Consider the following 24,147-nt stretch of genomic DNA (forward strand, 5'->3'; position numbering starts at 1 on the left):
CAGGTCGTCAGGTCATTAGGTCAGTAGGTCATTCAATCACCCAACTCGACTTGTCGAGCCTGGCAACGTCTACTTGGACTTCGAATTCACGATGGCTTCCGCGACGTTGTTCGGCGTTTCGGCATAGTGCTTGAACTCCATCGTGTACGTGGCGCGGCCCTGAGTGAGCGAGCGCAGCGTGGTCGAGTAGCCGAACATTTCAGCCAGCGGCACCTCGGCGCGCACGAGCTTGCCGCCACCGCCCGCAATGTCCTCCATGCCCTGCACGAGCCCGCGGCGTGATGACAAATCGCCCATCACGTTGCCCATGAAATCCTCAGGTGTTTCCACTTCCACGGCCATCATCGGTTCGAGCAGCACCGGCTTGGCTTTGCGCATGCCGTCCTTGAACGCCATCGATCCAGCCATGCGGAACGCGTTTTCATTCGAGTCCACGTCATGGTAGGAGCCGAAAGTTAGCGTCACCTTCACGTCCACCACCGGATACCCCGCCAGCACGCCGGCTTTCAGTGTTTCCTGAATACCCTTGTCGACCGCCGGAATGTATTCGCGCGGCACGACACCGCCCTTGATGGCATCGACGAATTCGTAACCCGTGCCCGGCTTTTGTGGTTCCAGCTTCAGCACCACGTGACCGTATTGGCCGCGACCACCCGACTGCTTGACGAACTTGCCTTCAATATCTTCGACCGGGATGCGGATCGTCTCGCGATACGCAACCTGCGGTTTGCCGACCGTCGCTTCGACGCCGAACTCACGCCGCATCCGATCCACCAGAATTTCCAGGTGCAGCTCGCCCATGCCCGAAATGATGGTCTGGCCGGATTCCTCGTCGGTCTGCACGCGGAACGACGGATCCTCCTGCGCCAGCCGGTTCAACGCGATACCCATCTTTTCCTGGTCGGGTTTCGTCTTCGGCTCGACGGCCTGGGAGATCACCGGTTCCGGGAAGATCATGCGTTCGAGAATGATCGGATGAGCCGGATCGCAGAGCGTGTCACCGGTCGTCGCTTCCTTCAAACCCACGGCCGCGGCAATATCGCCGGCGCGCACTTCCTTGATTTCCTGACGCTCGTTCGCGTGCATCTGGAGAATCCGGCCGAGCCGCTCCTTCTTCTCCTTGATCGCGTTGTAGACCGTATCGCCGGAATTCACCACGCCCGAATACACCCGGAAGAAGATCAACTGGCCCACAAACGGGTCCGTCATGATCTTGAAGGCGAGCGCGGAGAACGGATCTTCGTCGGTCGGATGGCGTTCCGCGTGTTTGTCGTACTCGTCCACGCCCATGATGGCGGGTACGTCCGCCGGTGACGGCAGATAATCGATCACCGCATCCAGCATGGCCTGCACACCCTTGTTCTTGAACGCGCTGCCGCAGAACATGGGGACGATCTCGCTCCTGAGCGTGCGCGCGCGAATGGCCGCCTTGATCTCGTCTTCGCTGATCGCCTCACCACCGATGTACTTGTCCATCAGCGCTTCATTTGCGTCCGCGGCGGCCTCGATCATCTTTTCGCGCCATTCTTCGGCAGTTGCGAGCAGGTTGGCGGGGATTTCCTGATATTCGAACAGCACGCCCTGGCTGGCTTCGTCCCAGATGATCGCTTTCATCTTGACCAGGTCGACCACGCCCTGGAAGTGGTCTTCCGCCCCTACAGGGATCTGCATAGGCACGGCGACGCCTTTCAGGCGTTCGCCGATCTGCCGTTGCACGCGGAAAAAGTCGGCGCCCACGCGGTCCATCTTGTTGACGAACGCAATGCGCGGCACCTTGTACTTGTTTGCCTGGCGCCAGACCGTTTCGGATTGCGGCTGAACGCCGCCGACCGAGTCATAGACCATGCAGGCGCCATCGAGCACGCGCATCGAGCGTTCCACTTCGATGGTGAAATCGACGTGCCCTGGCGTATCGATGATGTTGATCCGGTGTTCCGGATAATTCCCCGCCATGCCTTTCCAGAAGGCCGTGGTGGCGGCAGAGGTGATCGTGATGCCGCGCTCCTGTTCCTGCTCCATCCAGTCCATCGTGGCCGCGCCGTTGTGAACCTCACCAATTTTGTGATTCACACCGGTGTAGAAAAGAATGCGTTCGGTGGTGGTGGTCTTGCCGGCATCGATATGAGCGCTGATACCAATATTCCGATAGCGGTCGATGGGAGTCTTGCGGGGCACTTGAACCTCCTGTTGATTGGGTGGAGCTAAAAACCCGAACCTGGCTTGATGGCCCGGCCGGCGGCTCCGGAGCGAAGCTTTGCTTTGTCGTGCTTGGTGAGCGCTTCGCTGGTTTATCAGGATAGCGCGTCGACAGGGTCTTTGCAGGATTCTCGCCAGCTCGGCAAAAAAGATGAATCTTTGATGACGCGCGGGCGATGTTCCGGGCACCGACTTGAGTCGGGGCCTGCGGGGAGTTGCGCTGGGTCCTGCGTCTGGCTCTGCGTCTGGCTCTGCGTTTGGCTCTGCGTTTGGCTCTGTAAGGAGAAAAGCAGAAAGCCGGCGCACGCAACAAGCGGGCAGCCGGCTTCGGGCATAAATGACCGTACTCGCGGAAGTGACGCCGGGTGGGCGCGCGTTGACGACTATGCAAGCCGTTCAGGCACCCTCCACGGAGTATGTTATTGGACTGCTGGCAACCCCTTGATCTGCATGCCTGGCTGAAGCCCTTTCGATGCAAACCAGCCTTTGCTCATTTCCAGTGCGAACACACCATTGTTGCGCGGGCAGTGGTTGTTTTCCGTCTCGGCCTGCATTTCGTCGATATCCGTAATCGTTCCGTCCGCGCGCATGAACGCGATCGACAGCGGGATGAGGGTGTTTTTCATCCAGAAACAGTGCACGGCCGTTTCATTGAAGACGAACAGCATGCCTTCGTTGGGCTCGAGCTTCGTGCGATACATCAGGCCTTGTTCGCGATCGGCATCGTTCGCGGCCACGGCTGCGTCTATCACATACATGCCCGCAGTGAGTTTCGTGTGCGGGAAATCGGCGGGCTTTTTCGCACCCGGCGGCATTTGTCCTGCTTCTGCGGCCAGCGGTTGTGCGTGTGCTGCCAGCGGCGCGACTGCAATCAACGAAACGAGCGGAACGGAAAACGCAACAAGCGCGCGGCGCACTAGACGGCCAAGATCAAACGATGAAACCGAACGGGGCGAGAGCCATGAAAGACGCACGGCGAAACTCCTGGTGAGATGAAGCCGGTTAGCTGAAGAATCAGTGAAGACTGGCGCATGTTACTTGAGCGCGGGCACGCCGACAAAAAGCGGGTGTGGGGATACCATCGCGCAAATAACCCACCCGATCCGAAGACCCAAAGAAAAAGGCAGAAACCTTTGCAGGTGTCTGCCTTTCAATGCCGCTTTCGCGGCAGCACTGCTTGGTGTAGCGTCGCGTTACCGCGATCTATTACCAACTTACTCCGACGCGGCCGAAGCAGCTGCAGCCGAAGCTGCCTTCTTGTGCGTAGCCTTCTTATGCGTCGTCGACTTCTTGTGCGTTGCCTTGTGAGCGGTCGAAGCAGCTGCAGGAGCCGATGCTTCCGGGGCCGAAGCTTGTGCAAATGCAGCCGTTGCGAACAGGCCAGCGACGAGAGCAGCGATCAGTTTGTTCATGTTGTGAATCCTCAGCTTTAGTTTGATTTAACCTTGTGACCCGGTCGATGGAGTCATGTCGGTAAACGAGCCATCCACCTTTTGGTTGACAGGAGATTCGAACAAAACTTCGATCCCGCTGCGAGCGCTTGAAACCTTACATAAAGCCTTCGCATGCTGGCTGTGTGTTGCAGTTCTTCGCTAATGCCGGATGGCGGTTTTAAGGCATCTGCAGCGAATAACGCCGCACGCCGGAAGTCCGTTGACGTGTTTTTGCGGAATCGTACGGAGATAATTGTTTGGAAGACGAAATGAATTTGTAATGTCCGGGTTCAAGTGAAACGTAACTCTTAACCGATGCCACTCCAGGGCGCGCGCGGGGGCAGTTCGATCGATGCGCCCGGTGCCAGGCCGAGACTGAATATATCCAGCGCGCCGATACCCACGCGCACCAGCCTCAGTGTTGGATATCCGACTGCTGCGGTCATTCGACGCACCTGCCGGTTACGTCCCTCGCTGATCGACAGTTCGATCCACGTGGTCGGAATGGCGGCGCGGTATCGGATAGGCGGGTTACGTGGCCAAAGCTGGTCCACCGATTCCACGGGTTCCACCCGCTTAACGTCGCACGGCCGCGTCACGAATTCCCCCAGGTCCACACCTGCCGCCAGACGTTCGAGAGCGTGTGCGTCGGGCGCGCCGTCCACCTGTGCCCAATACCGCTTGACCAGCTTGTGACGGGGCTCGGTGATACGCGCCTGAAGCGCGCCATCGTCGGTGAGGAGCAGCAGGCCTTCGCTGTCTGTGTCCAGGCGGCCGGCCGGATAAACGCCGGGCGTCTTCACCCAAACGCCTAACGAAGGGTGCTTCTCGTGCGGCGAAAATTGACAGATCGTGCCGAACGGTTTGTTAAGAGCAAGCAGCGGCATGGTGGGAATCGATGAGGAGACGCGACAAGGAAACGAGCCGGCGCTCAAGCGCCGCGCGGGAATCCGGCTATGGCGGATGGCGCGATATTAATGCATAATTCGAAACACCAAACCCTAGGTCTTATATAAGACATAAGACATGGATCGTATAACGGTCGGTCGCAGCGACAACTGCGGCGAAAGCATCAGCGGACGGACTTCGGACCGCGCTCGCATTCCCCGATTTGTTGCAATGCGGCGAAATGGGAGCCGGGCAGGGCGTCTGCACGGTGGGCTAGAATACCTTTCTGGTCGCCTCGGGCGCCGCGCCGGCATTGGCGCCGGCGGCCCTGCCACCGTTCATTCGTCCGCTTTTTCGCCGAATTTCCGTACGCATTCTGCGCATTTCTGTAGTTAGCTAGCCCAGCCATCTTTGGAGTCGACCATGCCGTATCAGCACATCAAGGTTCCGACGGGCGGTGACAAGATCACCGTTAATGCGGATTACTCGCTCAACGTTTCCGACCAGCCGATCATCCCTTTTATAGAAGGCGATGGTACGGGTCTGGACATCACGCCGGTGATGATCAAGGTCGTGGACGCAGCGGTGGAAAAAGCCTATGCAGGCAAGAAGAAGATCCACTGGATGGAAATCTTCGCGGGCGAGAAGGCCACCAAGGTCTATGGCCCGGACGTGTGGCTGCCGGATGAAACGCTGGACGTGCTGAAGGAATATGTCGTTTCTATCAAAGGGCCGCTTACCACGCCAGTCGGCGGTGGCATCCGTTCGCTGAACGTCGCGCTGCGCCAGCAACTCGACCTATATGTCTGCCTGCGCCCGGTGCAGTATTTCAAGGGCGTGCCGTCGCCTGTGCGCGAGCCGGAAAAGGTCAACATGATCATCTTCCGCGAGAACTCGGAAGACATCTATGCGGGCATCGAGTGGGCGGCCGAGTCGGAAGAGGCGAAGAAGGTCATCAAGTTCCTGCGCGAAGAAATGGGCGTGACGAAGATCCGCTTCCCGGAAACGTCGGGTATCGGCGTCAAGCCGGTGTCGCGTGAAGGCACGGAGCGCCTGGTTCGCAAGGCGATCCAGTACGCCATCGACCACAATCGCAACACCGTCACGCTCGTGCACAAGGGCAACATCATGAAATACACGGAAGGTGCGTTCCGTGATTTCGGCTATGCATTGGCGCAGAAGGAATTCGGTGCAGAACTCATCGACGGCGGCCCGTGGATGAAGATCAAGAGCCCGAAGGGCGGCGACATTGTGCTAAAGGACGTTATCGCCGACGCGTTCCTCCAGCAGATCCTGCTGCGCCCGGCGGAGTACGACGTGATCGCCACGCTGAACCTGAACGGCGATTATGTTTCGGACGCGCTGGCGGCTCAGGTTGGCGGTATTGGCATTGCTCCGGGCGCGAACATGTCGGATTCGGTGGCCATGTTCGAAGCCACGCACGGCACAGCGCCGAAGTACGCCGGCAAGGACTACGTGAATCCGGGTTCGGAAATCCTGTCGGCGGAAATGATGCTGCGCCACCTTGGCTGGACCGAGGCAGCGGACGTCATCATCAAGTCGATGGAAAAATCGATCCTGCAAAAGCGTGTGACGTATGACTTCGCGCGTTTGATGGAAGGTGCGACGCAGGTTTCATGTTCCGGCTTCGGGCAGGTGCTGATCGAAAACATGTAAGTTCGGCCAAGCTTCAAGGAAAGCCCCGGTGCGAGTAACTCGGCCGGGGCTTTTTTCATGGGCAGAGCGGCAGCGATTAGGCCACTCTGCACAGCTCTGTCAAAACTTGTCGCAAGCGACTTTTTCACGGCAGCGGAGTGATACCCTCGATTCCCTGGACAAACCTATGTGTTTTTATACAGTTCATCTCGCTGGACATGCTTATGGCTCACCAGAATGCGCGCCTCAATACTTTGCTCAGCCGCTGGCTCGCTCACGAAACGCGCGGTTTGCTTGGCGGCCTCGCTGGCGGCGTAGTCGGGGGTGTTGTGGCGTTCACGTTGATAAACCGTTTTAGTTCAACAAGCCTCACGAGCGGCGCCGACGCAATTTCCATCGCGAACACATACATCGTCTATTCAACACTCATGATCGCGGCGGTAGCCGTTTTCCTGACCACGGCGGGGTTGATATTCACACAGCATTTCGCCATAGAGAAAGAACGCCATGTCGCGGACGCCTTTGCGGCATTGGTGGGCGAAATGGCCCGCACTAACGGGTGCGCGGTCGAAGTAGTAAAAGAAGTCATGAAGAACGCCGAAGTGGTCCAGCATTTCGACGATCAGGTAAAGGAAAAACTCAGGGAAGTGATGCGTGCGCAACTGGACGGCGCGAACCAGCGTAAGGCGCGGGCACGCAGCGAGCACGATGCGCTGTCTCGCATCGCCAGCGATTTGGAAAGTGCCTAGACCGTTTGGGAGGGGAGAATATGGCAATCGTTTCCGCAATACCTGTCTTGCGAACTACAGCAGCGTTGGCGGCATTTTTGATGGCCGAACGCCATTACGACATGGTGGAGGCCGCACCACCCATCGACGTCGACGAGATCGCGAGGCTGCTCCATATCGAGGTGACCGAACATGCGGATCCTGGCGCGGCCAATACGATCGGCAAGATAACGCTGAGTCACAAAGGGCCGGCGAAGGTCTGGATCAATCCGGCGGAAAATGCCTATGGTCCAAGGCGTCGATTCACCCTGGCTCACGAAATAGCGCACTTTTGCATGCACAGATCCACCGATCGCCACGAATTTATCGACGACAAAAGCACTATGAATCGCAGCGAATCCTATTGGAACAGTTACGAATCCGAGGCAAATCGCTTTGCTGCCGAACTGTTGATGCCACAACAACTCATTGAATCGTTGGGACGTCGAGTAATCGATGCATACAAGGCGGAGCACAACACCGAAAAAATGCCGTTGACACGCTTTATCGATGTGATGGCGGTCAAATTTCGCGTTTCCCATCCGGCCATGGAGTTCCGATTGAGGAATGTCGGAATTGGCAAGCACCAATAGAAAAGAAATCCTGGGCGCGTCCCGGGATTGTTTCGTCCATCGCGCGCAAATAAAAAAACCCGGCGTAACGCCGGGTTTCGAGGACAGCGCGCTGTCGAACGGTCAGGCAGATTCCTGGATGTTCGATGCCTGTTTGCCCTTGGGTCCCTGGACGATCTCAAAGCTGACCTTCTGGCCTTCCTTGAGGGTCTTGAAACCATTCATTTGTATCGCCGAGAAATGAGCAAACAGATCCTCGCCGCCTTCATCGGGCGTGATGAATCCGTAGCCTTTCGCGTCGTTGAACCATTTGACCGTACCAGTTGACATCACTTCCCCTCTCACTCTCGTCGCTACCACGAGCACGCTCGAAAAGCCCGGCAACCCACAATGTGGACCGCCCCCTCCTCACAAGCTCACCGCGGCCTTTCTTCACCTGAAACGCTTCGGAAAAAAGTGCCAATTTGATTGTTTAATCTCTTAAATCAAGTGTCAAGAAAATTTTGAGATGGCCGTAAAGACGTTGTAAAGACCTCATTTCAAGGGTTTTTCCCGCTTTGCGCGTATCCCGCCGCACAAGCGCGCCATCTTGAAAAGTCGCATAATCGACGCACATGTGCAGTACCGGCAGCAGGCGGCTATTGCCAGCCGCCGCAGCGGGTTGCACGAGTTGGTCGCACGAGTGATCCAGACGAGTGGATCACTTAGCCAGTCTTGGCGGTAAATGTGGCCAATTCTGTGGCCAAGGCAGTGCCCAAGGCAGGCCGCGTCCGAGTGGACAATTCGTTTTTTTGAGAGCTGTGCGATACTGGATTCAACGGTGTTTCAAGAGGGCTGGTCTGTGTCACGAAGGCTGGCGGAATTCAGCAAGCGACAGGTTACGCGAAGTGTGCGGCGACACTGTTTCGGCTCTTATAGCGAACGGAGTTTTGGCGAGATGGCGAGCCTGTCCGAGTTGTTTAGAATGGGCGTATGGCGATCAATCCCAACAAGCAGGATGGCACCGTACTGGAGCGGCAGGAACAAAAGCTGAAACAGCCGTCCATGTACAAAGTGGTGCTGCTGAATGACGACTTCACGCCGATGGAATTCGTCGTGTTCGTCGTGCAGGAACATTTCAATAAGGATCGTGAGACTGCGACGCAAATCATGCTGAAGGTTCATCGCGAGGGCAGGGGAGTTTGTGGGGTCTATACGCGGGACATCGCGTCGACCAAAGTTGAGCAAGTCGTTAGCCACGCGAGGCAAGCGGGTCATCCGCTGCAGTGTGTGATGGAGGAAGCATGATTGCCCAGGAACTGGAAGTCAGTCTGCACATGGCGTTTATGGAAGCACGTCAGGCGCGGCACGAGTTCATTACGGTCGAGCATCTTTTACTGGCCTTGTTGGACAACCCGACCGCGGCTGAAGTGTTGCGCGCATGCGCAGCAAATATTGAAGATTTGCGTCAAAACCTGCGCAATTTCATTCACGACAACACCCCGACCGTGCCCGGCACGGACGATGTCGATACCCAGCCAACGCTTGGTTTTCAGCGCGTGATTCAGCGCGCGATCATGCACGTGCAATCGACATCGAACGGAAAAAAGGAAGTGACCGGCGCGAACGTGCTTGTCGCTATCTTCGGTGAAAAGGATTCACATGCCGTCTATTACCTGCAACAGCAGGGAGTAACGCGCCTCGACGTCGTCAATTTCATCTCGCATGGCATTGCGAAGACGAATACGGGTGACGCCGCGAAGGCCAGCAGCGACGCGAATCCCGAAGCGGAAGACGCGGCTGCGCAAAAGGAAACGCCGCTTGCGCAGTTCACGCAGAACCTGAACCAGCTCGCGAAAGACGGCAAGATCGATCCTCTGATTGGCCGTGAACTGGAAGTCGAGCGTGTGGTGCAGGTGCTGTGCCGTCGCAGGAAGAACAATCCGCTCCTGGTCGGTGAGGCTGGCGTGGGTAAGACCGCCATTGCCGAAGGGCTTGCCTGGCGCATCACGCGCGGCGAAGTGCCGGACATTCTCGCGGACGCCCAAGTGTATTCGCTCGATATGGGCGCATTGCTGGCCGGTACTAAATACCGTGGCGATTTCGAGCAACGCCTCAAGACGGTGCTGAAAGAGTTGAAGGAACGCCCGCATGCGGTGCTGTTCATCGACGAAATTCACACGCTGATTGGCGCGGGTGCGGCTTCGGGCGGTACGCTGGATGCATCGAATCTGCTGAAGCCGGCGTTGTCGTCGGGGCAGTTGAAGTGCATCGGCGCGACCACGTTCACGGAATATCGCGGGATCTTCGAAAAAGACGCAGCGTTGTCGCGTCGTTTCCAGAAGGTCGACGTTGCTGAGCCGACAGTCGAGCAGACCATCGCCATCCTGCGCGGTCTCAAGTCGCGTTTTGAAGAACATCACGGCGTGAAGTATTCGTCAGGTGCGCTGTCCGCGGCGGCTGAATTGTCGGCACGCTTTATCACGGACCGTCACTTGCCGGACAAGGCTATTGACGTAATCGATGAAGCGGGCGCGGCGCAACGCATCCTGCCGAAGTCGAAGCAGAAGAAGACCATTGGCAAGAACGAGATCGAGGAAATCATCTCGAAGATTGCGCGTGTTCCGCCGCAAAGCGTGTCGCAGGACGATCGCAGCAAGTTGCAGACGCTGGATCGTGACCTGAAGAGCGTGGTGTTTGGGCAGGATCAGTCTATTGACGCACTCGCCGCCGCCATCAAGATGGCGCGAGCGGGTCTCGGCAAGACGGACAAGCCAATTGGCGCGTTCCTGTTCTCAGGCCCGACAGGTGTCGGCAAGACGGAAGTGGCGAAGCAACTGGCGTTCACGCTGGGTATCGAATTGCTGCGCTTCGACATGTCCGAGTATATGGAACGTCATGCGGTCAGCCGGCTGATTGGCGCGCCGCCGGGCTATGTCGGATTCGATCAGGGCGGTTTGCTGACTGAAGCCGTCACGAAGAAGCCGCATTGCGTGCTGTTGCTCGACGAAATCGAAAAGGCGCATCCGGATATCTACAACGTGCTGCTGCAGGTGATGGACCACGGCACGCTGACCGACAACAACGGTCGCAAGGCAGATTTCCGCAACGTCATCATCATCATGACGACGAATGCGGGTGCCGAAGCGATGCAAAAGTCGGCGATTGGCTTCACGAACCGTCGGGAAACCGGCGACGAAATGGCCGATATCAAGCGGATGTTCACGCCTGAGTTCCGCAATCGTCTGGACCAGATCATCAGCTTCCGCTCGCTGGATGAAGAAATCATCATGCGTGTGGTCGACAAGTTCCTGATGCAACTCGAAGACCAGTTGCATGAGAAGAAGGTCGACGCGGTCTTTACCGACGGCTTGCGCGCACATCTGGCGAAGCACGGTTTTGACCCGCTGATGGGCGCACGTCCCATGCAGCGCCTGATCCAGGACACGATTCGTCGTGCATTGGCGGACGAGTTGCTGTTCGGCAAGCTGATGTCGGGTGGGCGTGTGACGGTGGATGTGGACGAGAACGACAAGGTCGCGCTCACGTTCGACGAAAGCCCGGTGCCGCGCAATCCGAATCCGGAAGCGGTCGAGGTCGAGTAAGCATTCCCAGCAGGCTTTCGTAAAAAAAAGCGGCGCGGACTTTGGTCCGCGCCGTTTTCTTTGGTGCACCCAGCATGGGCGCAATCCTGGAGGGGTAACCTCCCGTGAGTTGATCACAGCGAACGAAGTGAAGCGCAACTGCTTGAGGGTGACCGAGCGTGCAACGAAACCGTGAGCCCATGTACAAGAACCGGATAGAAGGCAGTGCCGGTCATACACGGTGGCCTGTGCCGAACTCGCTAAAGGGGGCGAACACCGCACGCAGCGTACTGACAACTGCTGCGTCAGGATGCAGCGGCATTTCGCTTTCAGCTTCGCCCCAGACAATTCCGGTTGGCAGGCCGCGTCGCAGCTTGCCGCGTACCGCCTTGTTTCGAATGCCGCCATCCAGACGCGCGTCCGCATGGGGTACGGCCTTATGGCCGTACCCCATGCCGATTGCCTGGCCTTATTTATCAAACGGGATCGGGCTGTCCATATAAGCGTTCAGCTTTCCCCGTGCCCACGATTCCGGATTGCCGATTGCCGATACCATGCCGGTTGTCGCCCCCCCGCCCAGCAACACGCTGAAGATGCCGCGCAACGGAAAATCGCCATACAAAGGATTCGATATGTCGAATGGCTCGGACCGGATGAACATGTCCTCAGCCGTGGCGCCCATGTTTTGCTGGAACGCTTCCGGGAACTGCAGCGCGAGAATCTTCGGATTAACGTGGTGATAGTCCGAGCCGATTGCCGGATCGCCTAGCAGACAACTGCCACCGGTTCCCCAGTGCTGCGAATCGAAATCGGTGGCAACGAGATCGGTCGTTGTCGGAATGCGACTGGCGGGCATCTGCCATGGCATCACTGGCAATTTGAGCGCACGGCTTACCGACTTGCAGAAGTCGAAGTAGCGATTCCACTCGCGTGGACCATAGCAGTAGCCATTCGCAGCCGCGCGTTGCGTGAAGTCGTCGGCTTCGTAGCGATCGATAGCCAGGAAGTCGGGTGCATAGGGTCCGCTGTACACCCCGAGGCTGGCGACATAGTCCGCTGTCTGCCGCGCCATTTGCGCCGGATCGACGTCGTCCTGGTAAATCCACTCCGAGTAGCCGACGCCCCATAGGTTTATCTGCCAGCCGAAAGTCACGCTTGGCGCGACCATGCGGGTCAGCCAGTTCACGGCGAGCACGTAGCCGGCGATATTTTCGGTAATGGCGGCGGGGATGACAGCGGTAATCGACCAATGTTCGAGCGCTTGCTGTAGGGGGACCCGCACCGGCATGGCGTAGGCGGGGCCGAAGTCGGCCTGCTCGCAGGCACCGAGAAAGTCGGGGTTCACAATGAAGCCCGCCGGGACTGGATGAGTGTTGTCGATGGCGTCCGTGGCGATGTTGAGCGCCAGGATGTAGTTCGCAAAACTATGTGCGTGCGCGTCGGCGTTGGCGAGAATCCCCGGCGTGTCGCCGAGCGACAGGTTGCAGGTGTACGAAATCATGACGGGCAGGACAGGCTGGACGTTGCCCAGTTGCGTTTCGACATTGCGCGCGAGTTCGATCGTAGTTCGGGTTTGCACGTCGTCCGTCAGATACACGCTCGAGTCGCCGGCGCCGTCGGTTCCCGCGTAGTCGAATACTGACGTTGTACGCGCGGCCACGAAATCCGCCAGATTGCTTGGCGTCAGATCGGCGCAGCCGCCGAAGCACAGATAAGCGGGAAAGCCACGCACGTTGAGGTTAGCCGAAGCGGTGATCGTCACGTCGAGTTCGGCGCTCGCTCCTCTGGCCACGGTCAATCGAGGTGGCGCCTCGACGACATAAACGATGCCTGCCGACAGGAGATCGCTCGTTGCCACCGTATATTCACCCGGCTGGACCTTGGCAGAAAATGCGCTCTGCTGCGATGTCGCCGAGACAGTCTGTACATAGCTCATGGTGCCGCCAATCAGGCGCAAGTCGGTCGTGCGATCGACGCTCTGCGCGGCGGTAACGTTGATCGCCACTGTGACATACCCCGAGGTATCGACATTCTTGGCGCTCACCATGGAATTGTCGACGACCACCGTCTGCAATGCGTTCTTCAGCGCGAAGCGGGGCACGTTGAACGAATAGTCCACATCGTTGAGTGCGATGTTTTGTATCGACACCAGCGCGTAGCCCGACAGCGGCAACTTGCGCAGGGACGTTACGCTGTTCGTCGTGCAGTTGAACATGGCGAGTGTGGCGCCCGTCGCACTGTCCGTCAATGTGACGTTGAGCGTTTCGGTCGAAAGTCCCGTCAGCGCCCCAATCGAGATATCGAGCGCGGAGTAATACTCGACAGGGCCGAAGGTCACGCCGATCCCCGTGGTTTCGCCCGCCTCGATGCCGATTGCCGTAGGCTTGATGACAAGCGGCGCAATGACGGTCTCATCACTTGTGCTGACACTTTCGCCCGTCACCGTGTAGCTGCCTTGCTCGATGGCCATGCTGCAGGTCGTGCCGTAACAAACGGACATCGTGTCGATCACGTCGCCTTGCGCGAAGGTGAGGACGGGCGCGACGCCGGCAAGCGCCGGATCTGGAGCAGGCGCGCAAGTGACGGACACTGTCCCGGAGATTGCCGGCGTCTCGTCGGCCGCGAAAGTGAATGAATCAAGCCAGGTGTTGGGGTCAGTCAGCAGGTCGCCGTTCACGCCAATGGTGATCGTGTCTGAGCGCTGCATCGTATAACTTTGCGTGACGGCGATCGACGCGTTGACGTCAAAGACGCCGCCGCCGATTTCTGACGTTTGCGCGCTGATATCGCCCGTGACCCACGAGCTGAACGCCGGCTCGATGGCGGTGCCATCGACGGAAGCCGGTGAGTGGAAGTGGAAGGCGAGGAACTGGTTGACGGTGATTGCGCTGCCGTCTTCATAGTACAGATTGGAGACGATGATCGTGCCATAATATTCGTTAGCGTTGGGGCCGACGATTGCGTCATATTCGATCTTCATGCGAACTCCATCAGGTTTGTTCGGTGAACTTCGTTGCCCGGATGGGCAAAAGGATAGTTCTGTCCGGGTAGGCAATGAATTCGTAACCGCGTTTTATTTTTTAAGATAACGAATTAAACGCTGGCACGAATGTGTTCTTTTCTGTGCGCGAGACTCCTGTGGTGATAGTAAAAAAATCGAGAAACTGGTGAAAGCGTCGCCTTTAAGGAATTTTTTAAGTGCTTAATTTCGTACTACTTATGACAAATTTATAGGCGAGGGTAAACGGACGTCAAATAGGAAAAATCCTAAACTTATTCGTGCAATGAAGGACGTATAGGGCAATCGCATGGAGCCCGGAAGCCAGGCAGACATGGCGCCATGTTGATCGCCGGCGCAAGCGTTGACGCGGCGTATCTTCAGTCCCGCCTTGGTGTATTCACACGGTAGTGATCCTCGTCAAACAGAACCCGAATCCGAATCCAGAATCGATTTAACTTGGGTAAGGTCGACTAACAGGTCGACGAATAGCCGAGCGGCATAGCGAGGCGAGGAATGAAGTCAGAAAACACAAGCTTGAGGTGTGTCATCATCGGCGAGGCGGTGCGGAGAAGTCTTCCGCACCGCCTCGTTTTTTTTGCGTCCGCGTTTGTTGCGGATAATGACTTCAAGAGGTTGATTTGAGCTTTAAACGAGGATCGTTCGAGACCATCGTCGAACGGGAGAAGGGGCTGAACCGAAGTTTGACCGCCGGACAGATGTCGATGATTGCTATCGGCGGGGCGATTGGAACGGGGCTTTTTTTAGGTAGTGGTTTTGCGATCGGTTTCGCCGGGCCGAGCGTGTTGGTGAGTTACGCGATCGGTGCGCTGACCGCGTTGTTGCTGATGGGCGCGCTGGCCGAGATGACGGTTGCGCACCCGACCTCCGGATCGTTTGGCGCGTACGCGGAGTTTTATATCGGGCCGCTCGCGGGATTTCTCGTGCGCTACGCCTACTGGTCGGCCGTCGTATTTGCGGTCGGCACCGAGGTTAGCGCGGTCGCCGTGTTCATGAAGTACTGGTTCGCGAATGTGCCGGGCTGGTACTGGATCGTTGGTTTTTCCGCCGCGTTGATTGGCGTGAACGCCGCGAGCGTCAAGGTGTACGGCGTAATTGAATACGCGTTTTCGATGCTGAAAATCGTGGCGATCGTCGCGTTTATCTTGCTCGGCGCGGTGTTCGTGTATGGCGCGCCGGTGTCGTCTGGCGTCGGGCTGAACAACTTTACGGCGCACGGCGGCTTCTTCCCGCATGGCGTGAAGGGCATGTGGTTCGCGGTCATTGTTTCCATCTTCAGCTACCTGAACATCGAGACGATCGCGGTCGCGGCCGGCGAAGCGCGCGATCCGCAACGCGCCGTGGCCCGGGCTTTTCGCTCGACCGTGTTCCGGCTGGTGCTCTTCTATCTGCTCACGCTGGCGTTGATGCTCGCAATCGTCCCGTGGACGCAGGCGAGCACCGACGAAAGTCCGTTCGTCAAAGTGATGGCCGCCACGCACGTTCCGTTCGCCGCGGGCGTGATCAATTTCGTGGTGCTGATCGCGGCGCTTTCCGCGATGAACAGCCAACTCTACATCACCACGCGCATGATGTTCAGCCTGTCGCGGGCCGGTTACGCACCCGCGCGCTTCGGGCGTCTGAGCGCGAACGGCGTGCCCACCGCCGCGTTGTCTTTGTCGACCAGCGGCATAGCCTTGGCTACGATCCTGACCGCATTCTGGCCGGCGATGGCGTTCGGTTTGATGATGTCGCTGGCAATCTTCGGCGCGATGTTCGCGTGGCTGATGATCTTCGTCACGCACCTCTTTTTCCGCGCCCGGTACGACGGGCCGGCACTGTCTTTCCGGATGGTGCTGCACCCCTTCGGAAGCTTGTTGGGCGCGGGATTGATGGCGGCGATCATGATCACCACGGCTTTCACGAGCGAATTCCGCATGACGCTCGTCTACGGCCTGGCGTTCATGGTCGTTCTCGTCGCGACCTACCTGCTCTGGTATAGAAAGCGCGGGTAAACACTGACCAAAACCCCTTTGCGTGTCTTTCGTTTCGAAACTAAAATTTTTCGAAACGAAAGTGCAAAGGTGGTACTGCCTGTGTTGGCCAACAAGAATTCGCTTCATCGGCGTCTGCGTATCGTCGAACTTGTCCGCAAGCGCGGGGAAGTGTCGGTCGACGAACTCGCTACGGCATTTGACGTATCCAGCGTCACGATCCGCTCGGACCTGAACTATCTGGAGCAGCAGCGCTACCTGATCCGGGCGTTTGGCAAGGCTCGGTACGTCACGCAACGGCCCGGCGAGAACCTGCTGGCGGCGGTGCCTTCGAGCGCGACGCGCCAGGCTGCGGATATGGCCATTGCGCGAATGGCCGCGGACTTCATTGATGACCACGCGTCGGCGTTCATTGGCGCGGGTCTGATCACGCACAAGCTGCTGCCGTTACTCGCCGATCGCGCGAACCTTGCGCTGACGCTCAACGACATAGCGATGGTGCCCACCGTCCAACGATTCATGCGCTGCGAATTGCGTCTTACGGGCGGTTCGCTGGATGACGACTCCACCGTCCTGCTTGGGCCGGACGCCGAGCGTTCACTCTCCGCGCTGTCGCTGGATCTGGTGGTGCTGGAGGCGAGCGGTATTGATCGTGAGGGCAATTTGCTGTGCACCGATCCGCGTCTTGCAGGCGTATTCAAAGCCGCCCTAAAAAACGCCAAACGCGGCGTGGTCGTGGCTTTCCAGCCGACGCTGCAAGGTGAGGGCGAGGCCTTCTGCCACGTCAGCCGCCTGGGTGGACTCGTGCTGGATGACGCGATCGACCCGCCGACACTCGACCTGATTCTCAAAGCTGGACTAGACGTCCATCGGCGGGAAGAAGGGATTCTTGAATTTTGTAGTAAGTAAACCTAAACAATAACTGGAGACAATCGCATGTTTCGTCGTCGTTCACTTCTTGCTGCTCTCGTCGCCTCGTTGGCCGCAACTGCAACCGTCGCTCACGCCGCCGACGTGAAGATTGGTGCGTCGCTGCTCACGCAACAACACCCGTTTTACGTCGAACTCGCCAACGCAATGAAGGCGGAAGCCGCGAAGGATCACGCGCAGATCGATATTGCGATTGCGAATCAAGACTTGAGCAAGCAGATTGCCGACGTCCAGGATTTCGTCACGAAGAAGGTCGACGTGATCGTGATCTCGCCGGTGGATTCAAAAGGCGTGAAAGCCGCTGTGTTGACAGCGCAGCGGGCCGGAATTCCGGTGATCACGGTCGATATCAGCGCGCAAGGCGTGGAAGTCGCGTCTCACATCGCCACCGATAACTATGCGGGCGGCCTGCAGGCCGGCGCGTTGATGTGCAAGGTGCTGGGCGGGAAGGGCAAGGTCGGTGTGATCGACTATCCGACGATTCAATCGGTGATCGACCGCGTGACGGGCTTCAAGAAGGCGCTGGAAGCGTGTCCCGATGTGAAGATTGTCGCAATACAGCCGGGCATCACACGCGCCGATGCGTTGAGCGCCGCACAGAACATGCTGCAGGCGAATCCTGATCTCGCGGGCATCTTCGGCTTCGGCGACGACGCTGCCATGGCCGCAGCGGTGGCAGGCAAGTCGGCGGGGAATCACGTGAAGGTGATTGGCTTCGACGGCATGCCGGAAGCGCGTGCAGCGGTGGACAAGAACCCGAACTTCGTCGGCGTGATCCGCCAGTACCCGGACAAGATGGGCGCGCTCGCCGTGGATACCGCCGTGAAGGTTGCAGAGAAGCAGGCCGTGCCAAAGCTGCAACCGGTGACGCCGGGTCAGTACCTGAACGCGTCGGTGAAATGAATACGGTTTTAAAACCTCGCCCGACCGTGCCGCTGCTCGAGTTGCGCGGTATTGCGAAATCGTTCGGTCCGGTCGAGGCGATTAAAGACGTCTCGTTCTCGATCCTGCCGGGCCGCGTGCATACGCTGCTCGGTGAGAACGGCGCGGGCAAGTCCACGCTGATGAAGATTCTCGCGGGCGTTCATGCGCCCACGCGTGGCGAGATCCTCCTGAATGGATCGCCGGCTACGTTCGCAAATCCCGGTGAGTCGCAGAAGGCGGGCATCGCGATCATCTATCAGGAATTGAGTCTCGCGAAAAACCTGAGCGTGGCCGAGAACATGTTCGCGGGGCACGAGCCGCGGCGCCTTGGTGTCGTCGATTTCAAGCGCTTGTATGCGCAATCCCAGGCGCTGCTGGATGACCTGGGCATCGATATTGATGCCACCGCGCCCGTCTCGCGACTCTCCATGGCGCAGCGCCAGCTCGCTGAAATTGCCAAGGCGCTGAGCCGCGATGCATCACTCGTGATCATGGACGAACCCACGTCCTCGTTGAGCGATCGTGAAGCCGGGATTCTTTTTCATATCGTCACGAAGCTGACGGCGAAGGGCGCGGCGGTCGTGTATATCTCTCATCGGATGGACGAGATCATGCGCATCTCCGACGACATCTCGGTCATGCGCGACGGCCGTTACATCGCGACATTGCAGAAGGACCAGACGACCATCGGCGCATTGATCGCGATGATGGTCGGCCGTGAAATGAGCGATGTGTATCCGCGTCGGGAGACACCTTATGCATGTCCCGCGGTGCCGTTGCTGAAGGTCTGCCACCTCACGCTGCCCGGTCAATTCGAAGACATCAGTTTCCAGATTCACGCGGGAGAGATCCTCGGCTTCTTCGGGCTGATCGGCGCGGGACGCTCGGAGGTGATGAAGGCGTTGTTCGGGATCGGCCGGCCAAGCGGCGAGATCATCATGAGCGGCAAGCGCCTGAAGTTGCGCAATCCCGCTCATGCCATCCGGGAGGGCATCGCGTTCGTCACGGAAGACCGCAAGCACGAAGGCCTCGTGCTGATGCATTCGATCGCTAACAACGTGACGATGGCGAGTTTCGAAGAACACGGTTCGTGCTTCGGCATCCTGAACCGCCGCTTCGAACGCGATGAAACCGCGAACGCCATCACACGCATGAACATCCGTGCGTCGGGGCCGTTTCAGGCGGTTGGGAACCTGAGCGGCGGCAATCAGCAGAAAGTGGTGTTCTCGAAATGGCTGGCGTTGAAACCCAAAGTCCTGATCCTCGATGAACCCACGCGCGGCGTCGACGTCGGCGCGAAGTTCGAGATCTATCGCGTGATCCGGGAGCTGGCGTCGACGGGGACCGCGATCATTCTTGTCTCGTCGGAATTGCCGGAAGCGCTCGCCATGAGCGATCGCCTTGTCGTGATGCGCGAGAAGCGCGTCGTCCATGAATTCAGTGCGCACGGTCCTACGCAGGAAGAAGTGATGTCGTACGCAACGGGAGCCAAGACAGCATGAACCCGACTCAACTCAGTGGCGCCGCATCCACGCGCCGCTCGCACGCAAGCGGCGCGCTACAACGGGCGCTCAGGCATTACGGCGGGATCGTCGTGGGGCTGATCGTGTTGTGCGGGTTTTTCTGGGCGTTGTCGCCCAACTTCATGTCGGTGAACAACCTCGTGAACGTGGTGATGCAGGTTTCCATCATCGCGATACTGGGTTTCGGCATGACATACGTGCTTCTGCTCGGCGATATCGATCTGTCGGTCGGCGCGACCATGGCACTGGTCGGCACCGTTTGTGCGTTCGCGTTGGAGCATGGCGCGTCGCCACTCGCGGCCGTGCTCGCCGCCATGGTCACCGGGCTTGTTCTTGGGGCCGTGAACGGCTCGCTGTCCGCGTTGCTGACAATTCCATCGTTTATTGTCACGGTCGCCACCATGGGCGTTTTCCGGGGCTTGGCCTACCTGACGTCGAACGGCGTGCCCATTTCCATCGACGACGACCGCTTCGCTTTCCTTGGCAACGGCCTCGTGTTGGGCATTCCACTGCCGATCTGGATTCTCGCGGTCCTGCTGCTGTTGAATCACTTCGTACTCTCGCGTACCGTATTCGGACGAAAGGCGTATCTCGCGGGCGGAAATCGCGAGGCGGCGCTGTATTCGGGTATCGATGTAAACAGGCTGCGAATCATGATCTTCATGATCTCGGGCTTGCTCGCAAGTATTGGCGGCGTGCTGATGACGTCGCGGCTTTATTCGGCGCAACCGAATGCCGGGATCGGCTATGAACTGGACGCCATCGCTGCCGCCGTGCTCGGCGGAACAAGTCTCTCGGGCGGTTACGGAACGGTCCTTGGGACGCTGATCGGCGCGCTGATTATCGGCGTCATCAACAACGGGATGAACCTGCTCAGCGTTCCGTATTTCTATCAACTCATCGTGAAAGGCATCGTGATCCTGGTCGCGGTGTGTATCGATGTTCAAACGAAGAAACGTCATGCCTAATTCAAACGGTGTTCCCTCCAAGAAGCCCGGCACCATTGTTGCGATGGGCGAGATCCTGGTCGAAATCATGGCGACGCGCGTAGGCCAGAGCTTTCGTGAGCCGGGCACGCTCATTGGCCCGTTCGCGAGCGGCGCGCCGGCCATTTTCATCGATCAGGTCGCGAAGCTCGGTAGCCCGTGCGCAATGATCGGCTGCGTGGGTGATGACGATTTCGGCGTGCTCAATGTCGAACGCTTGCGCGGCGACGGCGTGGATGTGTCGGGCATCGCGGTGCTTAAAGATGCGACAACCGGCAGTGCGTTCGTGACGTATCGCGAGGATGGCGATCGTGATTTTATCTACAACATTACGAACAGCGCGTCGGCGCAGTTGTCGGTGGCGAATTTGCGTGATGACTTGCTGGCGAAGTGCGGCAATTTCCACGTGATGGGATCCTCGCTGTTCTCGTTCAGGATCATCGAGGCGATGAAACAGGCTATCGAAACGGTGAAGACGAACGGCGGGACGGTGAGTTTCGATCCGAACATCCGCAAGGAAATGCTGCGAATTCCAGAGATGCGCGACGCACTGGACTTCATCCTCGACTACACCGATGTCTTCCTGCCGAGCGGTCACGAGGTGACGTTGCTGGCGAGTGCGACGTCGGAGCGCGGCGCGGTCGATGAATTGCTCAAGCGCGGCGTGAAAGAAGTGATCGTGAAGCGTGGCGCTGAGGGTTGCAGTTACTTCGATGCCAACGGCGAGACGCATCGGCCGGCATTCAAGGTGCAAGAACTCGATCCGACCGGTGCCGGGGATTGCTTCGGTGCGGCCTACATTAGCTGCCGCGCGCAAGGTATGGACGTAGACGCCGCGTTGAAATACGCGTGCGCAAGCGGCGCGCGCGCAGTCGGTGTCAAAGGTCCGATGGAAGGCACGGCGACGTTCGCCGAACTCGATACCTTCCTGCAATCAGCCACGGAGTGAAGCCATGAACTCGATCGTCTCCCGTTTGAGCAATGCACATCCGGCGTCGGCGTGGCTTGCCGGTATCTATTCGATTTGTTCCGCACACCCGTGGGTGCTCGAAGCGGCCATGCGGCAGGCGCTGGAAGACGAGACGCCGTTGCTGATCGAATCGACATCGAATCAGGTCGATCAGTACGGCGGTTATACCGGCATGAAGCCGGCTGATTTTGTGGACTTCGTTCGTTCGATTGCCGAGCATGTCGGCTTCCCGCATGAACACTTGATTCTCGGCGGTGATCACCTTGGGCCGAACGCGTGGCGCCATCTTCCCGCTGAAGACGCCATGCAACGCGCCGATGCGTTGATTGACGCGTATGCATCGGCGGGATTCACGAAGATTCACCTCGATACCAGCATGTCGTGCGCTGATGATCCTGAGCGTTTATCGGATGCGGTGGTTGCTGCAAGGGCCGCGCGCTTATGCGCAGTCGCTGAAGCGGCTGTAAAGCGGGCAGGTCTGAGCGTGAGTCCTGTGTACGTGATCGGCACCGAAGTACCCGTGCCCGGCGGCGCTGCGGAAGAGCTGGATATCGTTGAGCCGACATCACGTGAAGCGGCGATTGAAACGGCTCTGGTCCACAGACAAGCGTGGCAAGAGCATGGCGTACAGGACACATGGCCGCGTGTGATTGCGCTCGTTGTGCAACCCGGTGTGGAGTTCGATCACACGAAGGTGATCGACTATGTGCCGGCGCGCGCCGAATCGTTAAAGAGTGCACTGGATGATCTGCCGGGGATGGTCTTTGAAGCACATTCCACCGACTACCAAACGCCCGAAGCGCTAAGCGCTTTAGTGCGCGACGGCTTTCGCATTCTCAAGGTGGGCCCGGGTGTGACGTTCGCATTGCGCGAGGCTTTATATGCATTGGCGGATATCGAAACGCAGTTGGTCGACGAGAACAAACGATCTAATCTGCGCGCGGTAGTCGAGCGTGTGATGCTGGACAGACCTGGCTACTGGGAGAAGTATTATCACGGCGATGCCGGGCAGCAACGGATTTTGCGGACCTACAGTTACAGCGATCGCGTGCGTTACTACTGGGCAGATCCGGAGATCAACGCGGCGGCGCAAAAGCTGCTCGGTAACCTGAGCACGCTGAAGATTCCAGAAAATTTGCTCAGCCAGTTCTTGCCCGAGCAGTATTGGGCGGTGCGCCGCGGTCAACTGAAGAACGAGCCGCTCGCGCTAGCGCAAGATCGCGTGCGGCAGGTAATTCGAACGTACACAGCGGCGTGCCGCGCCTAACGCTTATATCTGGCCCAAAAGCTCAATGCTTGCCCGTGCTGCCGAAACCGCCGGCACCGCGCTCGCTCTGGTCGAAGTCATCGACAATATTGAACGTTGCCTGCACCACCGGCACGATCACCATTTGCGCGAGGCGTTCAAGCGGATTCAGCGTGAACGCAGTCGCGCCACGATTCCACGTCGAGATCATCAACTGGCCTTGATAATCCGAGTCGATCAGCCCGACCAGATTCCCCAGCACCACGCCATGCTTATGGCCCAGACCCGAACGCGGAAGAATCACCGCCGCGTAACCCGGATCTTCGATATGAATCGCGAGACCTGTGGGCACCAGCACCGTCTGGCCGGGTTCGAGCGTAATGGCTTCGTCCAGGCACGCGCGCAGGTCGAGTCCCGCGCTGCCGGGCGTGGCGTAGGCAGGCAGATAGTCGCGCATGCGCGCATCGAGGATCTTGATGTCGAGTTTCATGGGGTCTGTTTGTTGAGTTCGAACGCTTCGGCCAGCAGTTCATACGAGCGCATGCGCGCCGGGTAACTTCCAGCAACGGTCAGCACGATCAGCTCGTCGGCGTCAAAACGTTGTTGGAGTTCGTGCAATTGTTCGGTCACGCGTTCCGGCGTGCCAATAATGCTGCGATTTTTTTCTCGCGCGATCACGTTGAGCTCGCGTTCACCGAATGCTTGCCCAGCACCTTGCGCAATCGATGGGATCGGCATATTCAGCCCGTACGCCATCTGGACGCGGCGTAGATCAACCGCGCGTTCCAGTGCGGCGGCTTGCGTTTCGGTATCGGCGCAAATCACGAACACGGCCGCGGCCAGATAAGGTTTAGAGCCATTCCGCGATACAAACCGCTCGCGATACGCCTGCGCCACCTTGTGACCATACTGCGCGTTAATAAAATGCGCGAACGCGAAACGAATGCCGAGCTGCGCCGCGAGCAGGCCGCCGAAGTCGCTGGAACCTAGCATCCACAACTCGGGACGCGTAGCAATTTCCGGCTGCAACAACACGCCATGTGCGAGGTGATCCTCTGGCAGCGTGCCGTCAAACAGGCCAACAAGCTCGCCTACTTGCTGCGGAAAAATGTCGCCGCGATTGTAGTCGCCTGCAGCCACTGCTTGGGCGGTACGCATGTCGCCGCCGGGTGCACGGCCAACGCCCAGATCGACGCGATTCGGGAACAGCGCTTCGAGCATCAGGAACTGCTCGGCGACCTTGAACGAGCTGTAGTAGGGCAGCATGACGCCGCCCGAGCCGATCCGGATTTGCTGAGTGATGCTGCCAATCCGCGCGAGCATTACCTCAGGACATGGATTCGATACCCCGCGCAAACCGTGATGTTCGGCGCACCAGTACCGTGTATAGCCGAGGTCATCGGCCAGGCGCGCAAGATCCAGCGTGGCCGCGATTGCGTCGGCGGTGCTATGGCCGTGAATGACCGGCGTTTGATCGAGTACGGAGAGTTTCGTCGTCATG

Annotated in this window: 21 protein-coding genes; 12 read left to right on the forward strand and 9 right to left on the reverse strand. The window is 58.5% G+C overall.

All coding sequences use genetic code 11. From position 1 onward, the window contains the following. Nucleotides 1-69: 69 nt before the first annotated feature. The 4 genes from fusA to BSU04_RS26945 form a co-directional block, all read right to left on the reverse strand. On the reverse strand, nt 70-2,175 hold the full coding sequence (fusA, locus tag BSU04_RS26930) for an elongation factor G (protein WP_089163426.1): 2,106 nt from the start codon (nt 2,173-2,175) through the stop codon (nt 70-72). A 440-nt stretch (nt 2,176-2,615) separates the two neighbouring features. Further along, nucleotides 2,616-3,071, reverse strand: a complete 456-nt coding sequence (locus BSU04_RS26935; protein ID WP_256983332.1) for a DUF192 domain-containing protein — start codon at nt 3,069-3,071, stop codon at nt 2,616-2,618. A gap of 339 nt (nt 3,072-3,410) precedes the next feature. Continuing rightward, nucleotides 3,411-3,608, reverse strand: a complete 198-nt coding sequence (locus BSU04_RS26940) for a hypothetical protein (RefSeq protein WP_089163428.1) — start codon at nt 3,606-3,608, stop codon at nt 3,411-3,413. Nucleotides 3,609-3,937: 329 nt separating this feature from the next. Continuing rightward, nucleotides 3,938-4,516 (reverse strand): pseudouridine synthase, encoded by a 579-nt coding sequence (locus BSU04_RS26945; RefSeq protein WP_089163429.1) that lies wholly within the window; start codon nt 4,514-4,516, stop codon nt 3,938-3,940. 424 nt (nt 4,517-4,940) lie between these two features. Here BSU04_RS26945 and icd point away from each other — a divergent pair, with 424 nt between their 5' ends. The 3 genes from icd (at nt 4,941) to BSU04_RS26960 (ending at nt 7,533) form a co-directional block, all read left to right on the forward strand. Next, nucleotides 4,941-6,194, forward strand: coding sequence for an NADP-dependent isocitrate dehydrogenase (icd, locus tag BSU04_RS26950; protein ID WP_089163430.1), 1,254 nt, complete (start codon nt 4,941-4,943; stop codon nt 6,192-6,194). A gap of 203 nt (nt 6,195-6,397) precedes the next feature. After that, the gene (locus tag BSU04_RS26955) at nt 6,398-6,922 is read left to right on the forward strand and encodes a hypothetical protein (protein WP_089163431.1); all 525 of its coding nucleotides are present in this window, start codon (nt 6,398-6,400) and stop codon (nt 6,920-6,922) included. 20 nt (nt 6,923-6,942) lie between these two features. Continuing rightward, nucleotides 6,943-7,533 carry an ImmA/IrrE family metallo-endopeptidase gene (locus BSU04_RS26960; RefSeq protein ID WP_089163432.1) on the forward strand — a complete coding sequence of 197 codons (591 nt, stop codon included), beginning with the start codon at nt 6,943-6,945 and terminating at the stop codon, nt 7,531-7,533. Nucleotides 7,534-7,635: 102 nt separating this feature from the next. On the opposite strand, the gene BSU04_RS26965 is transcribed toward BSU04_RS26960, so the two are convergent. Beyond that, complete coding sequence (locus BSU04_RS26965; RefSeq protein ID WP_035497884.1) at nt 7,636-7,842, reverse strand: cold-shock protein; 207 nt, start codon at nt 7,840-7,842, stop codon at nt 7,636-7,638. 642 nt (nt 7,843-8,484) lie between these two features. Between BSU04_RS26965 and clpS the strand changes: the two genes are divergently transcribed. Next, nucleotides 8,485-8,799, forward strand: a complete 315-nt coding sequence (gene clpS / locus BSU04_RS26970) for an ATP-dependent Clp protease adapter ClpS (protein WP_031359828.1) — start codon at nt 8,485-8,487, stop codon at nt 8,797-8,799. Next, the gene (clpA, locus tag BSU04_RS26975; RefSeq protein ID WP_089163433.1) at nt 8,796-11,096 is read left to right on the forward strand and encodes an ATP-dependent Clp protease ATP-binding subunit ClpA; all 2,301 of its coding nucleotides are present in this window, start codon (nt 8,796-8,798) and stop codon (nt 11,094-11,096) included. The genes clpS and clpA overlap by 4 nt, the downstream gene beginning before the upstream one ends. Nucleotides 11,097-11,307: 211 nt before the next feature. Here clpA and BSU04_RS26980 read toward each other — a convergent pair whose 3' ends face one another. Both BSU04_RS26980 and BSU04_RS26985 read right to left on the reverse strand, forming a co-directional pair. Beyond that, a complete protein-coding gene (locus tag BSU04_RS26980) occupies nt 11,308-11,529 on the reverse strand; it encodes a hypothetical protein (protein ID WP_179258459.1) in 222 nt (73 codons plus the stop codon). A 15-nt stretch (nt 11,530-11,544) separates the two neighbouring features. Continuing rightward, nucleotides 11,545-14,055 carry a hypothetical protein gene (locus BSU04_RS26985; RefSeq protein ID WP_089163434.1) on the reverse strand — a complete coding sequence of 837 codons (2,511 nt, stop codon included), beginning with the start codon at nt 14,053-14,055 and terminating at the stop codon, nt 11,545-11,547. Between the two features lie 659 nt (nt 14,056-14,714). Between BSU04_RS26985 and BSU04_RS26990 the strand changes: the two genes are divergently transcribed. The 7 genes from BSU04_RS26990 to BSU04_RS27020 all read left to right on the forward strand — a co-directional run bounded on the left by BSU04_RS26990 (nt 14,715) and on the right by BSU04_RS27020 (nt 22,667). Next, on the forward strand, nt 14,715-16,088 hold the full coding sequence (locus BSU04_RS26990; RefSeq protein WP_089163435.1) for an amino acid permease: 1,374 nt from the start codon (nt 14,715-14,717) through the stop codon (nt 16,086-16,088). Between the two features lie 81 nt (nt 16,089-16,169). After that, entirely contained in the window at nt 16,170-16,976 is an 807-nt protein-coding gene (locus tag BSU04_RS26995) for a DeoR/GlpR family DNA-binding transcription regulator (protein ID WP_089163534.1), read from the forward strand. 27 nt (nt 16,977-17,003) lie between these two features. After that, nucleotides 17,004-17,900, forward strand: a complete 897-nt coding sequence (locus BSU04_RS27000; protein ID WP_089163436.1) for a substrate-binding domain-containing protein — start codon at nt 17,004-17,006, stop codon at nt 17,898-17,900. Next, nucleotides 17,897-19,423 (forward strand): sugar ABC transporter ATP-binding protein, encoded by a 1,527-nt coding sequence (locus BSU04_RS27005; protein WP_089163437.1) that lies wholly within the window; start codon nt 17,897-17,899, stop codon nt 19,421-19,423. Before BSU04_RS27000 ends, BSU04_RS27005 begins: the two co-directional genes overlap by 4 nt. Further along, nucleotides 19,420-20,412 (forward strand): ABC transporter permease, encoded by a 993-nt coding sequence (locus BSU04_RS27010; RefSeq protein WP_089163438.1) that lies wholly within the window; start codon nt 19,420-19,422, stop codon nt 20,410-20,412. The genes BSU04_RS27005 and BSU04_RS27010 overlap by 4 nt, the downstream gene beginning before the upstream one ends. Next, nucleotides 20,405-21,379: a tagatose kinase gene (locus BSU04_RS27015; RefSeq protein ID WP_089163439.1), complete on the forward strand. Its 975-nt coding sequence runs from the start codon at nt 20,405-20,407 to the stop codon at nt 21,377-21,379. Before BSU04_RS27010 ends, BSU04_RS27015 begins: the two co-directional genes overlap by 8 nt. A 4-nt stretch (nt 21,380-21,383) precedes the next feature. After that, nucleotides 21,384-22,667, forward strand: coding sequence for a D-tagatose-bisphosphate aldolase, class II, non-catalytic subunit (locus BSU04_RS27020; RefSeq protein ID WP_089163440.1), 1,284 nt, complete (start codon nt 21,384-21,386; stop codon nt 22,665-22,667). A 22-nt stretch (nt 22,668-22,689) separates the two neighbouring features. Here the strand turns inward: BSU04_RS27020 and dut are convergent, their stop codons facing one another. Together dut and BSU04_RS27030 are read right to left on the reverse strand one after the other, a co-directional pair. Beyond that, the gene (gene dut / locus BSU04_RS27025; RefSeq protein ID WP_089163441.1) at nt 22,690-23,136 is read right to left on the reverse strand and encodes a dUTP diphosphatase; all 447 of its coding nucleotides are present in this window, start codon (nt 23,134-23,136) and stop codon (nt 22,690-22,692) included. Continuing rightward, entirely contained in the window at nt 23,133-24,146 is a 1,014-nt protein-coding gene (locus BSU04_RS27030) for an LLM class flavin-dependent oxidoreductase (protein WP_089163442.1), read from the reverse strand. The genes dut and BSU04_RS27030 overlap by 4 nt, the downstream gene beginning before the upstream one ends. Nucleotide 24,147 lies beyond the last annotated feature (1 nt).

This window comes from Caballeronia sordidicola (assembly GCF_002220365.1).
Lineage (GTDB): Bacteria > Pseudomonadota > Gammaproteobacteria > Burkholderiales > Burkholderiaceae > Caballeronia > Caballeronia sordidicola_C.

Coding starts and splice junctions, on each gene's coding strand:
- BSU04_RS26965 (WP_035497884.1), bottom strand. CDS start 7,842: ATGTCAACTGGTACGGTCAAATGGTTCAACGACGCGAAAGGCTACGGA.
- BSU04_RS26980 (WP_179258459.1), bottom strand. CDS start 11,529: ATGGGGTACGGCCATAAGGCCGTACCCCATGCGGACGCGCGTCTGGAT.
- BSU04_RS27020 (WP_089163440.1), top strand. CDS start 21,384: ATGAACTCGATCGTCTCCCGTTTGAGCAATGCACATCCGGCGTCGGCG.
- icd (WP_089163430.1), top strand. CDS start 4,941: ATGCCGTATCAGCACATCAAGGTTCCGACGGGCGGTGACAAGATCACC.
- BSU04_RS27000 (WP_089163436.1), top strand. CDS start 17,004: ATGTTTCGTCGTCGTTCACTTCTTGCTGCTCTCGTCGCCTCGTTGGCC.
- BSU04_RS27010 (WP_089163438.1), top strand. CDS start 19,420: ATGAACCCGACTCAACTCAGTGGCGCCGCATCCACGCGCCGCTCGCAC.
- dut (WP_089163441.1), bottom strand. CDS start 23,136: ATGAAACTCGACATCAAGATCCTCGATGCGCGCATGCGCGACTATCTG.
- BSU04_RS27015 (WP_089163439.1), top strand. CDS start 20,405: ATGCCTAATTCAAACGGTGTTCCCTCCAAGAAGCCCGGCACCATTGTT.
- BSU04_RS26985 (WP_089163434.1), bottom strand. CDS start 14,055: ATGAAGATCGAATATGACGCAATCGTCGGCCCCAACGCTAACGAATAT.
- BSU04_RS26960 (WP_089163432.1), top strand. CDS start 6,943: ATGGCAATCGTTTCCGCAATACCTGTCTTGCGAACTACAGCAGCGTTG.
- BSU04_RS27005 (WP_089163437.1), top strand. CDS start 17,897: ATGAATACGGTTTTAAAACCTCGCCCGACCGTGCCGCTGCTCGAGTTG.
- clpS (WP_031359828.1), top strand. CDS start 8,485: ATGGCGATCAATCCCAACAAGCAGGATGGCACCGTACTGGAGCGGCAG.
- clpA (WP_089163433.1), top strand. CDS start 8,796: ATGATTGCCCAGGAACTGGAAGTCAGTCTGCACATGGCGTTTATGGAA.
- BSU04_RS26945 (WP_089163429.1), bottom strand. CDS start 4,516: ATGCCGCTGCTTGCTCTTAACAAACCGTTCGGCACGATCTGTCAATTT.
- BSU04_RS26955 (WP_089163431.1), top strand. CDS start 6,398: ATGGCTCACCAGAATGCGCGCCTCAATACTTTGCTCAGCCGCTGGCTC.
- BSU04_RS27030 (WP_089163442.1), bottom strand. CDS start 24,146: ATGACGACGAAACTCTCCGTACTCGATCAAACGCCGGTCATTCACGGC.
- BSU04_RS26940 (WP_089163428.1), bottom strand. CDS start 3,608: ATGAACAAACTGATCGCTGCTCTCGTCGCTGGCCTGTTCGCAACGGCT.